The organism is Allorhizobium sp. Av2 (assembly GCF_021462805.2).
Lineage (GTDB): Bacteria > Pseudomonadota > Alphaproteobacteria > Rhizobiales > Rhizobiaceae > Allorhizobium > Allorhizobium vitis_G.
On sequence record NZ_CP192696.1, the window covers coordinates 1,422,064 to 1,434,175 of the forward strand.

Consider the following 12,112-nt stretch of genomic DNA (forward strand, 5'->3'; position numbering starts at 1 on the left):
AAACCGGTATCAATACATTCAGCAATCTGTTCTTCACGCTGTTCTATGGTGTGAAGGTGTTGAAATGGTTTAGGTATCCGTTTCGTCTCCTTGTTGTGGATGTTCGTCCCGACCGAGGCGGAGCAAGGGGGTCGAGTGTCGCATAGCAAAGAAGTAGCGCCATCTCCGCTGCTTTCGGTTCGCAGCCTGACGAAGCGATTCGGCACATTTGCCGCCTGCGATGGTATTGATCTCGACATTCTTCCCGGCGAAATCCATGCCCTGCTGGGGGAAAACGGCGCGGGCAAATCCACACTTGTCAAAATGTTGTTTGGTGTGCTGACGCCAAGCGCTGGCGAGATCCATTGGGATCATCAAGGTCCCGTCGATGTCGCTTCTCCAGCGGAGGCCCGCCGCCTTGGCATCGGCATGGTCTTCCAGCATTTTTCGCTGTTTGAAGCGCTGACGGTGGCTGAAAACATCGCCTTGTCCCTGGATCGCTCGGTGTCGATTGGCGAAATCTCCGAACAGGCGCGGACGTTATCGTTGTCTTACGGTTTGCCGCTCGATCCTTCGGCCCATGTGGCCGATCTGTCGGTGGGCGAGCGCCAGCGGATCGAAATCGTCCGCGCATTGTTGCAAAATCCGAAACTGATCATTCTCGATGAGCCGACCTCGGTGCTGACCCCGCAGGAGGCCGACAAGCTGTTCGAAACGCTGGAAAAACTGCGGGCCGAAGGGCGTTCGGTGCTCTATATCAGCCACCGGTTGGAAGAAGTGCAGCGCATTTGCGATCGTGCCACGGTTCTGCGCCACGGTAAGGTGACAGGGACCTGCGATCCACGCCAAGAAACCCCGGCCACGTTGGCGCGAATGATGGTTGGTGCCGAAGTGGTGGGTGTTACGCCGGATAGTGCGGCTCCTGTTGGTGCGGACCTGCTCACGGTCACCCATCTCAGCGTCGATGCGCGGACACCATTTTCCATGGCACTGAAGGATGTGTCGCTGAATGTGCGTGCCGGTGAAATTCTCGGTCTGGCGGGCGTGGCTGGTAATGGCCAGAGCGAATTGTTCGATGTGCTGTCCGGCGAATATACCGTGCGTGACCATCAGGCTATTCAGCTCTGCGGCCAACCGGTCGGGCGTTTCGGCATCAACCGGCGCCGGTTGATCGGCGCGGGGTTTGTGCCGGAAGAGCGCCATGGTCATGCGGCTGTTACCGGCCTTTCGCTGTCGGATAATCTGCTGTTGGCGCGGCATGGGTCGGATCGTGGTCGCTATGTTTCCGGACTGTTCGGAATGATCCGTCATCGTGCCATCAAGGCGTCCACCCGGCAGATTTGCGAGGCGATGGATGTGCGCAAGAGTGGCGAGGACCCGGTTGCCGGATCGCTTTCGGGCGGCAACCTGCAAAAATTCATTGTTGGGCGTGAACTGGACCGCAAACCGGCGGTGCTGGTCGTCAACCAGCCAACCTGGGGTGTGGATGCGGGTGCGGCCAGCCGCATTCGCCAGGCTCTGATCGATCTTGCGGCGCAAGGCTCGGCTGTGGTGATCATCAGCCAGGATCTGGACGAGATTTTCGAAGTCTCGACGTCGATTGCGGCGATTTCGGAAGGCAGGCTGTCGAAAGTCTATCCAAGCGGCGTGATGAACCGCGAGAAGATCGGGTTGTTGATGGGCGGCTTGCATGGTCTGGAGAGCGCCGATGCGCATTGAACTGGAAAAACGCGCCCGCGCGTCCGGACTGTTTACGCTGGTTTCGCCCCTGCTGGCGCTGGCTTTGACGCTGCTGTTCGGCGGGTTGATGTTTACAGCCCTGGGCAAGGACCCGTTTTTTGCGCTTTACAGCTTCTTCATCGCGCCGCTCACCGAGATCTGGTCGCTGCATGAGCTGGCGATCAAGGCCGGGCCACTGATCCTGATCGCCGTTGGCCTGTCGGTCTGTTATCGCTCGAACAATTGGAATATTGGCGCGGAAGGCCAGTTCACGGTCGGGGCGATTTGCGGATCGATCATTCCGGTGATCTTTTACGAATGGCAATCACCGCTGCTTTTGCCGCTAATGATGGTGATGGGCATGGTTGGCGGTGCGCTCTACGCCGCCATCCCGGCCCTGCTGAAAACCCGCTTCAACACCAATGAAATTCTCACCAGCCTGATGCTGGTCTATATTGCTCAGTTCATTCTGGATTATCTGGTGCGCGGCCCGTGGCGTGACCCGCAAGGCTTCAATTTTCCCCAGACGCGTGAATTCGTCACGGAGGGCATTCTGCCTGCCATCTGGGAAGAATCAGGACGCGCCCATTGGGGCTTTGTCTTTGCCCTGATTGCGGCTGTCGGCGTTTGGTTGATGATGCGCTATACGCTGAAGGGCTTTGAAATCGTCGTGCTTGGCCAGTCGGAACGGGCAGGGCGGTTTGCCGGGTTTTCCTCCAGGGGCATGGTGTGGTTTTCCATGCTGTTTTCCGGCGCGCTGGCCGGTCTTGCCGGGATTTCGGAGGTTTCTGGGTCGATCAATCACTTGCAGCCGTCGATTTCACCGGGCTACGGATTTACGGCGATTATTGTCGCCTTTCTGGGCAGGCTCAATCCGCTTGGGATCATTGTTGCCGGTTTGGTTCTGGCGCTGACCTATCTGGGCGGCGAGGGCGCGCAGCTGGCGATCGGCGTTTCGGATAAGGTGGCGCGGGTGTTTCAGGGCCTGTTGCTGTTTTTCGTGCTCTCCTGCGACACATTGATCTATTACAAGGTTCGTCTGGTGTTCTCCAAAACCCGCTCTTCCGTGGCAGAGGGTGCGAAATGATCCTCGAAGCCATTCTCCTGACGGTTATCACTGCCTCGACGCCGCTGGTTATCGCCGCTCTTGGCGAGCTTGTCACTGAGCGCGCCGGTGTGCTCAATCTCGGCGTCGAAGGCATGATGGTCATGGGGGCGGTCGCCGCCTTCGCATGCGCCTATTCTACCGGGTCACCGCTTCTGGGCGTGGTAGCGGGCATTGTCGCCGGGGCGGGGTTTTCCCTGCTATTTGGGTTTCTGACGCTGACGCTGGTCACCAACCAGGTTGCGACCGGGCTGGCGCTGACCATTCTGGGGCTTGGCGTCTCCGGCCAGTTGGGCGAGAGTTTTGTCGGCAAGCCTGGCGTCAAGCTTCAGGCCATCGAATTTCCGCTGCTGTCGGATATTCCCGTCATCGGCTCTCTTCTGTTCCGGCAGGATCTGATCTTCTATCTGGCGATTGTCCTCGTTATCGGCGTCCACTGGTTCCTGTTCAAAAGTCGGGCCGGGCTGATGCTGCGGGCGGTGGGCGATAGTCCGGCCTCCGCCCATACATTGGGGCTGAAAGTTATCCGCACCCGCTATCTGGCGGTGATGTTCGGCGGTGCCTGTTCCGGTCTGGCCGGGGCGCAATTGTCGCTGGTCTATACGCCGCAATGGGTGGAAAACATGTCGGCCGGGCGCGGCTGGATCGCGCTGGCGCTGGTGGTGTTTGCCTCCTGGCGGCCGGGGCGCGTTCTGGCGGGCGGCTATCTGTTCGGGGCGGTCACCATTGGCCAGCTACATGCGCAGGCGTTCGGTATCGGATTGCCATCGCAGTTTTTATCAGCACTTCCTTATGCTGCCACCATTGTCGTTTTGATCGCGATTTCGCATAATCGGCGCACAACGCTGATCAATACGCCCGCTTCTCTGGGAAAGCCTTTCGTTCCAGATCGCTGACCCATCATCTTCACTCTCATGCAATCAGGGGATATTATGAAAAAACTCGCACTCGCATTTGCGGCCTCCGTCGCCACGATGCTTTCCGTTGCCGGTAGCGCCAGCGCCGCCGACAAGACCAAGATCTGCTTCGTTTATGTTGGCAGCAAAACCGATGGCGGTTGGACCCAGGCTCACGAGCTGGGCCGTCAGGAATTGCAGAAGCATTTCGGCGACAAGATCGACACGCCTTTCCTTGAAAACGTGCCTGAAGGACCGGATGCCGAACGCGCTATCGAGCGTCTGGCCCGCGAAGACTGCAAGCTGATCTTCACCACCTCCTTCGGTTTCATGGATGCCACCGTCAAGGTCGCCAAGAAATTCCCCAAGGTGAAATTCGAGCACGCAACTGGCTTCAAATCGGCTGAAAATGTTGCGACCTACAATTCGCGCTTTTACGAAGGCCGTTACATTTCCGGCGTGATTGCCGGCAAGATGTCGAAGAAGGGTGACGCTGGTTACATCGCCTCCTTCCCTATCCCTGAAGTTGTCATGGGCATCAATGCCTTTGAGCAGGGTGCGAAATCCGTCAATCCGAATTTCAAGATGAAGGTCATCTGGGTCAACACCTGGTTCGACCCTGGCAAGGAAGCCGATGCAGCTAAAGCGCTGCTGGACCAGGGCGTCGATATCCTGACCCAGCACACCGACACCACCGCCCCGATGCAGATCGCTCAGGAGCGCGGCATCAAGGCGTTCGGCCAGGCCTCCGACATGATCGCCGCTGGCCCGACCTCGCAGCTGACCGCCATCAAGGACACCTGGGGCGCTTATTACATCAAGCGCACCCAGGCCCTGCTGGACGGCAAATGGACCTCTGAACAGAGCTTCGACGGCCTGAAGGACGGCATCCTGACCATGGCGCCCTACACCAACATGCCAGACGATGTGAAGAAACTGGCCGAGGAAACCGAAGCCAAGATCAAGTCCGGTGAATTGCATCCCTTCACCGGTCCTGTCAACAAGCAGGACGGCACGGCTTGGTTGAAGGCTGGTGAAAAGGCCGATGACAAGACGCTGCTCGGCATGAACTTCTACGTCGAAGGCGTGGACGACAAGCTGCCGAAGTAAGCTTGGCCTGAAGGTCCGATCCAGTTAAATTGAGCCGCTCGGTCAAGGCCGGGCGGCTTTTTTGCGAACAAGGATATCAAGACATGCAGCTTCATGGCGTGACGGAACGGTTGGATGTGAAGGATTGCGATCTGTCTGGATCGGAGTTTCAAGATGCCAATCTTTCGGGCAGCCATTTTCAGCAGGTCAACGTCTCCGGTGCCCGCTTCACCGACGGCGATTTGTCCGGCTGGCAGATCGATAATGCCAATCTCTCGGGTCTGCGGGTCAATGATGTGAACTTGTCCGGTGCGCAAATTCACGACGCCAATCTCTCCGGTCTGCAAATCGTCGGCTGCCGGATGATTGGAGCCACCATCGATGGGATCTCTGTCGAAGAGCTGCTGGCAGCCTATCGTTCCGTCCATTCGTCGGCCGGTAGCGAAGACGGCTGATATTTCTCCATTTGTAGTTTTCATTCAAGCTGGTAAACAGCGTTCGCCGGTCGTATTGCCGTGCATGCTGGACCCTATACTGGCTGGAGATACCTGATGAGCCGCACCTGTCTTGCCGTCATTCTCGCCGCAGGCGATAGCACGCGGATGAAATCCGCGATGTCCAAGGTGCTGCATCCGGTGGCGGGCCTGCCGATGATTGCCCATGTGATGCAGACGATTGCCGCCAGCGATATTACCGATGTGGCGCTGGTCGTCGGACGTGATGCCGATAAGGTGACAAAAGCCGCCAGCGTTAAAGGCCTGTCCGTTACCGCCTTCGAGCAAACCGAGCGGCTTGGCACCGGCCATGCCGTTTTGACAGCGCGCGAGGCACTTGCCCGAGGCTATGACGATATTCTGGTTGCCTATGGCGATGCGCCGCTGATTACGCCAGGTCCGCTGCTGGCGGCGCGTGCGGCTTTGGCTGACGGCAATGACATTGCGGTGATCGGCTTTCACACGGAAAAGCCGACCGGCTATGGCCGTCTTCTGGTCGAGGATGGTGAATTGGTCGCTATCCGCGAAGAAAAGGATGCCAGCGACGAAGAGCGCAAGGTGACCTGGTGCAATAGTGGCTTGATGGCGATCAATGGTGCGAAGGCACTGGACCTTCTGGGGCGGATTGGCAATGCCAATGCCAAGGGTGAATATTACCTGACCGATCTGGTCGAAATCATCAGGTCTCTGGGCGGCAAGGCGGTTGCGGTCGATGCGCCGGAAGCCGAGCTTGCCGGCTGCAACAATCGCGCCGAACTGGCGGTGATCGAAAAGCTCTGGCAGGAGCGCCGACGTCACGAGATTATGCTGTCCGGTGTTTCGATGATCGCCCCGGAAACCGTGTTTCTGGCTCATGATACGGTATTGGGCCAGGATGTGCTGATCGAACCGAATGTGGTGTTCGGCCCCGGCGTGACGGTGGAAAGCGGCGCTGTGATCCATGCCTTTTCGCATCTGGAAGGTGCGCATGTGGCGTCTGGTGCGACAGTCGGCCCGTTTGCGCGGCTGCGGCCTGGCGCCAATCTTGGCGAGGGCTCCAAGGTCGGCAATTTCTGCGAGGTGAAGAAGGCCGAGATCGGCGCAGGTGCCAAGATCAACCATCTCACCTATATCGGCGATGCCTTTATTGGCGCGGAAACCAACATTGGCGCGGGCACCATCACCTGCAATTACGATGGGGTGAACAAGCATGAGACCCGGATTGGCGCGAATGCCTTTATCGGCTCCAACAGCGCCCTGGTCGCCCCGGTCACGATTGGCGATGGCGCGTTGATCGCCTCTGGCAGCGTGATTACGGATGATGTGCCTGCCGATGCTCTGGCGCTTGGCCGGGCGCGCCAGGAAATCAAACCGGAGCGGGCAAAAGTCATCCGCGAGCGGAATATGGCGATCAAAGCATTTTCAGGAAAAGTGTGAAGCGGTTTTCCGTCCGGAAATGCGTAAAACAAAAGTGGCCATGAAAAAATCCGGTTCCTGATCACGGATATTTTCGTAACGTCACGATATCCAAATTGACCATCCCTGGAATTGAGAAATCCTCCGGAATTGGTAGGACTGACCTCGCGTGAGCGCGAGAAGGAGAATTGCATGTGCGGTATTGTCGGAATTGTCGGTGATCGGCCGGTTTCGGAACGCTTGGTGGATGCCCTGAAGCGGCTGGAATATCGGGGGTATGATTCGGCAGGCGTTGCGACGCTCGATCATGGCGTGATGGATCGCCGCCGCGCCGAGGGCAAGCTGTTCAATCTGGAAACCAAGCTGGCACAACAGCCGCTTCCAGGCTTGATCGGCATTGCCCATACTCGCTGGGCCACGCACGGCGTGCCGAATGAAGCCAATGCCCATCCGCATTTCGTCGAAGGCGTCGCGGTCGTTCACAACGGCATTATCGAGAATTTCTCCGAGCTGCGCGACGAGCTTGTCGCTGATGGCGCTACGTTCACCAGCCAGACCGACACAGAAGTCGTCGCCCAGCTTCTTGCCCGCTTCCGCTGTCAGGGGCTGGATCATAAAGCCGCGATGCTGGCGATGCTGAACCGGATTACCGGCGCCTATGCGCTGGTGGTGATGTTTTCCGATGATCCGACCCAGCTTTTCGCCGCTCGTTTTGGGCCGCCGCTGGCCATCGGCCATGGCAAAGGCGAAATGTTCCTGGGCTCTGACGCCATTGCCCTGTCGCCTTTCACCAACCAGATCACCTATCTGGTCGATGGGGATTTCGCTGTGATCGGCCACCGCACCGCCCAGATCATGGATTTCGCTGGCAAGCCGGTCAAGCGTATCAAGCAGACCTCCCAGGGCAGCGCCTATCTGGTCGATAAGGGCAATCATCGCCATTTCATGGAGAAGGAAATCTATGAACAGCCGGAGGTGATCTCCCACGCGCTGGCGCATTATGTCGATCTGGCCGCCCATACGGTGAAGAGCGACGTGATCGGCCTGGATTTTGCCCGCCTGCGCGGGCTGGCGATTTCGGCCTGCGGTACGGCCTATCTGGCGGGTCTGATCGGCAAATACTGGTTCGAGCGCTATGCCCGGCTGCCTGTCGAAATCGATGTCGCATCCGAATTTCGCTACCGGGAAATGCCGCTGTCGCCGGATCAGGCAGCGCTGTTCATTTCGCAATCGGGCGAAACCGCCGATACGCTGGCCTCGCTGCGCTATTGCAAGGAGGCGGGGCTGAAAATCGGCGCGGTCGTCAATGTGCAGGAATCGACCATTGCCCGCGAGGCCGATGCGGTCTTTCCAATTTTGGCCGGGCCGGAGATCGGCGTTGCCTCCACCAAGGCCTTCACCTGCCAGCTCGCCGTCATGGCATCGCTGGCGATAGCTGCCGGTAAGGCGCGGGGCCTGATCGGTGAACAGGAAGAAAAGGAGATGGTGCGGCATCTGTCCGAACTGCCGCGCATCATGAGCCGGGTGGTCAACCTGATCCAGCCGCAGATGGAAAGCCTTTCTCGGGACCTGTCTAAATTTAAGGACGTGCTCTATCTCGGTCGCGGCACCAGCTATCCGCTGGCCTTGGAAGGGGCGCTGAAGCTCAAGGAAATTTCCTATATCCATGCCGAAGGCTATGCCGCAGGTGAGCTGAAGCATGGGCCGATTGCACTGATCGATGAAAACATGCCTGTTATCGTCATCGCTCCGCATGACCGGTTCTTTGAAAAGACCGTCTCCAACATGCAGGAAGTGGCGGCGCGCGGCGGCAGGATTATTTTCATCACTGATGAGAAGGGCGCTGCATCCTCCAGGCTGGAAACCATGGCGACCATCGTTCTGCCCGATGTGGCGGAAATCATCGCGCCCATGGTGTTTTCACTGCCGATCCAGTTGCTCGCCTATCATACGGCGGTGTTCATGGGGACGGATGTCGATCAGCCGCGCAATCTGGCGAAATCCGTCACGGTTGAGTGATCGATTTATCGCCTGCGCACCTTGTCTTGGCGGGCAAGGTGCCGCACACTTTGGCCATACTGCGTCGCTGTGGGCCATCCTTGTTCGGCGTACGGCGAAGCAGGCCATTTCATGAAAAATCGGATCATATGTCGGATAAACCAGAACGAATTTCTTTTGCAAGCCGGCTAAGGACCAATTTCCTGACCGGCATGATTATTTGTGCGCCTTTGGCGATCACCGTCTGGCTGACCTTCACCTTCATCGATTGGGCCGACAGCTGGGTGACGCCCTATATTCCGCAGCGCTACAATCCGGAATATTACTTCAATATCGCCATTCCCGGCACCGGCCTGGTGATCGCGGTGGTCGGCATCACCATGATCGGTTTTCTGGGGCGCAATCTTGTCGGGCGCTCCGTCGTCAATTTCGGGGAATCGATCCTCAGCCGGATGCCGCTGGTTCGCACCCTTTACAAAAGCCTGAAGCAGATTTTTGAAACGGTGCTGAAGGAACAATCCAGCTCCTTCAAAAAGGTCGGGCTGATCGAGTTCCCGGCACCAGGCACCTGGGCCATGGTGTTTGTTGCCACTGAAGTCACTGGCGAAATCGCGGCCCGGCTGAATGAGGAGGGCGAGGAGATGATTGCCGTCTTCATGCCGCCGACCCCGGTTCCGACGGCGGGTTTCCTGATGTTCGTGCCGCGCAGCCGTCTGAAACTGTTGGATATGACGCCGGAGGAGGGCGCCAAGCTGCTGATTTCCGGTGGATTGGTGATGCCAGAGTGGAAGCCGGGCTCTGGCACAATTGCCATGCCGCCCGTCTTGTAAGTTGCAGCGGGAAAAAGGGGCTGTAGGCTTTCGGCAGAATGCCCGTTTCCTGTATGACCTTGTCACGATCCTGTCACGGGAAGCTTCTAATGGCCCTGATGGGGGAGCAGTGATACGGCAGACAATTCCGTATCCCATCAAGGCTGAGCGCTGCCCCGGTTGATGCAAAGGATCGGGATCATGGTATTTTCACGCAAGGCATTGCTTCTGGCTGCAACTGTTCTGGTTTCCTCAGTTGGTGTCGTTCTGGCGGAAGGAACGGTCAGCGCCAATGGGGTGACAATCGCCAACAAGGGACTTGTCGCCATCGGCCGCATTCCGGCCAACGAGCGCGACAAGTTCAAGGAAACCTTCGGCTCCGGTTCCGGCATGGCGGTCGATCTGACGCAATGGAAAAAGCAGGGCGAGACCTATTCCGGTTCGCTTTGGCTCCTGCCGGATCGTGGCTACAATGTCGAAGGCACGACGGATTACAATACCCGCATCAACAAGATTGATTTTACCCTTGCGCCAGCACCGGCAGGAACCACTTTGCCAGCCGACAAGCAGCAGAAGGGCTTTGACGCAAAGCTTGCCGATACGATCCTGCTGACGGACGGCGAGGGCAAGAGCCTGACCGGTCTTGATCCTGAATCCGGCATTCGCGCCGCGACCAAGACATTGCCAGCCTTGCCGCAAGCGACCACGGGCAAGATCTCGCTCGATCCGGAAGCCGTCGTTCTGTTGAAGGACGGCTCGATGATGATCAGCGACGAATACGGTCCCTATATCTATCACTTCTCGGCTGCGGGCAAACTGCTCTCCGCCACCCAGCCGCCAAAGGCTCTGCTGCCGATGCGCAAGGGTGAGCTGAACTTCTCGTCCAACAATGTTGGCGAAGGCGGCAAGAAGCCAGACCCGAAAGACCCAGATAGCGGTCGCCAGAACAACCAGGGCCTGGAAGGCATGTCGCTGACACCGGATGGTAAGTTCCTGATTGCGCTGCTGCAATCTGCAACCCGCCAGGATGGCGGTGATAGCAGCTCCACCCGGATGAATACCCGCGCCCTCGTCTATGATGCAGCCGATATGGATCATCTGAAGCTGGTGCATGAATATGTCGTGCCGCTGCCGACCTTCGACAACAAGGGCAAGGTTGCCGTTGCTGCTCAGAGCGAAATTCTGGCACTGTCGGACAAGACGTTCCTGATGCTGGCGCGTGACAGCAATAACGGCCAGAGCATGAAGGGCGATACCTCGGTTTACCGCAAAATCGACCTGGTCGATCTGTCTGCTGCTACCGATATTGCCAATGGCGCGTTTGACGATGCGAAGCCGGTTGCCCCGAAGGGCGTGGTGGATGCCTCTGTGAAGGTGGCAGCAGTGACGCCGTTCATCGACATCAACGACAACAAGGACCTCGCCCGCTTTGGTCTGCACAATGGCGCGCCAAACGACAAGAGTAATCTCTCTGAAAAATGGGAAGCCATGTCGGTCGCATCGGCGCTCGATCCAGCCGCTCCGGATGACTATTTCCTGTTCGTCGCCAATGACAACGACTTCCTGACCCAGGATGGCTATCAGGTCGGTGCTGCCTACAAGGCTGAAGGCGGTGCTGAGGTTGATACCATGTTCCAGGTGTTCCGCGTGACCTTGCCGGGCATGACTGCCAAGTAATTATCGATCAAGGCTACTCGCTAATAGACGCCGTGCATCCGAAGGGATGCACGGCGTCTCCGTTTATGCTTACGCCTGTCTGGCGTGGAGCCAAGCCTTGAATGCTTCGACCTCGTCGGTCTGGATGGCGCCGACGCCTGCATCTGCCAAAACGGTCCACACACCGTCCGGATCGGCAAGGGCGCGGGTGTCGTTGAAGTCAAGGCAATGCGATACGTCGAGCGTGTTGATCCAGACGCGGATGTTCTGGCGATCCAGCTCGGCCCGCGCATCGGCGATATCGGCCAGATCCGTGAACTTCACTTCGATCATCGGCGCCTTGAGGCTCTCGATGCGGCGCAGGTCCTCGGTAAACCGGCCAGGACGAACGGGAAACATCGGCATATGCGGGATTTTTCCGAACCAGTCGGCATCGGTAATGGCGAAATGGTCCGCGTCGAGATCGATGTCGGTCTTGACCAGAACCTGATCGGCAATGTTCATCCGCAGCACCGTCTCCATCACCTGCGGCAGATCACGGGTGAATTTCGTGTCGATATTGACGGTAATACGACCACGGGCTTCTTCGAGAATTTCCTCAAGTGTCGGAACGCATTCCTCGGTTATATCAGCCTCAGGGCCGCCCGCGCCGCTGCGCAGCTTTGCCTGACGGATGACATCGAACGGCAAATCGCTGACCGTGCGGCTGCCGGTCGTCGTTCTGTCCAGGGTCGCATCGTGAATAACCACGAGATGACCATCGGCACTGGCCTGGGTGTCGATTTCGACCATATCCACACCTTGGGCAATTGCTTCCCGTATTGAGGCCAGCGAATTTTCCGCCGTGCTCTTCCACAGGCCACGATGGGCGATGGTCAGAATGGTGGGATTGGTGCGCGACGCCATTTCGGCAATCGAGCAGGGGTGGGTGACCAGGGATTGGTGCGCAAGCGTGGATATCTGGACAGGCAT

Annotated in this window: 10 protein-coding genes; 9 read left to right on the forward strand and 1 reads right to left on the reverse strand. The window is 58.1% G+C overall.

Translation table 11 applies throughout. The annotated features are described in order from the left end of the window. Positions 1-99 precede the first annotated feature (99 nt). From FS819_RS06880 to FS819_RS06920, 9 genes are all read left to right on the forward strand, one after another. Positions 100-1,698: an ABC transporter ATP-binding protein gene (locus tag FS819_RS06880; RefSeq protein ID WP_234624436.1), complete on the forward strand. Its 1,599-nt coding sequence runs from the start codon at positions 100-102 to the stop codon at positions 1,696-1,698. Continuing rightward, positions 1,688-2,785, forward strand: coding sequence for an ABC transporter permease (locus FS819_RS06885; protein ID WP_156547791.1), 1,098 nt, complete (start codon positions 1,688-1,690; stop codon positions 2,783-2,785). The genes FS819_RS06880 and FS819_RS06885 overlap by 11 nt, the downstream gene beginning before the upstream one ends. Beyond that, positions 2,782-3,699, forward strand: a complete 918-nt coding sequence (locus FS819_RS06890; protein WP_156547790.1) for an ABC transporter permease — start codon at positions 2,782-2,784, stop codon at positions 3,697-3,699. Before FS819_RS06885 ends, FS819_RS06890 begins: the two co-directional genes overlap by 4 nt. Before the next feature lie 36 nt (positions 3,700-3,735). Continuing rightward, positions 3,736-4,809 (forward strand): BMP family ABC transporter substrate-binding protein, encoded by a 1,074-nt coding sequence (locus tag FS819_RS06895; RefSeq protein WP_156547789.1) that lies wholly within the window; start codon positions 3,736-3,738, stop codon positions 4,807-4,809. 83 nt (positions 4,810-4,892) lie between these two features. Continuing rightward, positions 4,893-5,243 (forward strand): pentapeptide repeat-containing protein, encoded by a 351-nt coding sequence (locus tag FS819_RS06900; protein ID WP_156547788.1) that lies wholly within the window; start codon positions 4,893-4,895, stop codon positions 5,241-5,243. A gap of 96 nt (positions 5,244-5,339) precedes the next feature. Then, entirely contained in the window at positions 5,340-6,698 is a 1,359-nt protein-coding gene (glmU, locus tag FS819_RS06905) for a bifunctional UDP-N-acetylglucosamine diphosphorylase/glucosamine-1-phosphate N-acetyltransferase GlmU (protein ID WP_156547787.1), read from the forward strand. Between the two features lie 171 nt (positions 6,699-6,869). Continuing rightward, positions 6,870-8,696, forward strand: coding sequence for a glutamine--fructose-6-phosphate transaminase (isomerizing) (gene glmS, locus FS819_RS06910; RefSeq protein ID WP_156547786.1), 1,827 nt, complete (start codon positions 6,870-6,872; stop codon positions 8,694-8,696). Positions 8,697-8,824: 128 nt separating this feature from the next. Further along, entirely contained in the window at positions 8,825-9,505 is a 681-nt protein-coding gene (locus FS819_RS06915) for a DUF502 domain-containing protein (protein ID WP_156547785.1), read from the forward strand. Between the two features lie 180 nt (positions 9,506-9,685). Further along, complete coding sequence (locus FS819_RS06920; protein ID WP_156547784.1) at positions 9,686-11,161, forward strand: esterase-like activity of phytase family protein; 1,476 nt, start codon at positions 9,686-9,688, stop codon at positions 11,159-11,161. Positions 11,162-11,230: 69 nt separating this feature from the next. On the opposite strand, the gene FS819_RS06925 is transcribed toward FS819_RS06920, so the two are convergent. Continuing rightward, a complete protein-coding gene (locus FS819_RS06925; RefSeq protein WP_197434060.1) occupies positions 11,231-12,112 on the reverse strand; it encodes a glycerophosphodiester phosphodiesterase family protein in 882 nt (293 codons plus the stop codon).

What these genes read in the sequence shown, in the direction of transcription:
- FS819_RS06885 (WP_156547791.1), top strand. Translation starts at nt 1,688, where the DNA reads ATGCGCATTGAACTGGAAAAACGCGCCCGCGCGTCCGGACTGTTTACG.
- FS819_RS06895 (WP_156547789.1), top strand. Translation starts at nt 3,736, where the DNA reads ATGAAAAAACTCGCACTCGCATTTGCGGCCTCCGTCGCCACGATGCTT.
- glmU (WP_156547787.1), top strand. Translation starts at nt 5,340, where the DNA reads ATGAGCCGCACCTGTCTTGCCGTCATTCTCGCCGCAGGCGATAGCACG.
- FS819_RS06900 (WP_156547788.1), top strand. Translation starts at nt 4,893, where the DNA reads ATGCAGCTTCATGGCGTGACGGAACGGTTGGATGTGAAGGATTGCGAT.
- FS819_RS06890 (WP_156547790.1), top strand. Translation starts at nt 2,782, where the DNA reads ATGATCCTCGAAGCCATTCTCCTGACGGTTATCACTGCCTCGACGCCG.
- FS819_RS06915 (WP_156547785.1), top strand. Translation starts at nt 8,825, where the DNA reads ATGTCGGATAAACCAGAACGAATTTCTTTTGCAAGCCGGCTAAGGACC.
- glmS (WP_156547786.1), top strand. Translation starts at nt 6,870, where the DNA reads ATGTGCGGTATTGTCGGAATTGTCGGTGATCGGCCGGTTTCGGAACGC.
- FS819_RS06880 (WP_234624436.1), top strand. Translation starts at nt 100, where the DNA reads ATGTTCGTCCCGACCGAGGCGGAGCAAGGGGGTCGAGTGTCGCATAGC.
- FS819_RS06920 (WP_156547784.1), top strand. Translation starts at nt 9,686, where the DNA reads ATGGTATTTTCACGCAAGGCATTGCTTCTGGCTGCAACTGTTCTGGTT.
- FS819_RS06925 (WP_197434060.1), bottom strand. Translation starts at nt 12,112, where the DNA reads ATGCCTGTCCAGATATCCACGCTTGCGCACCAATCCCTGGTCACCCAC.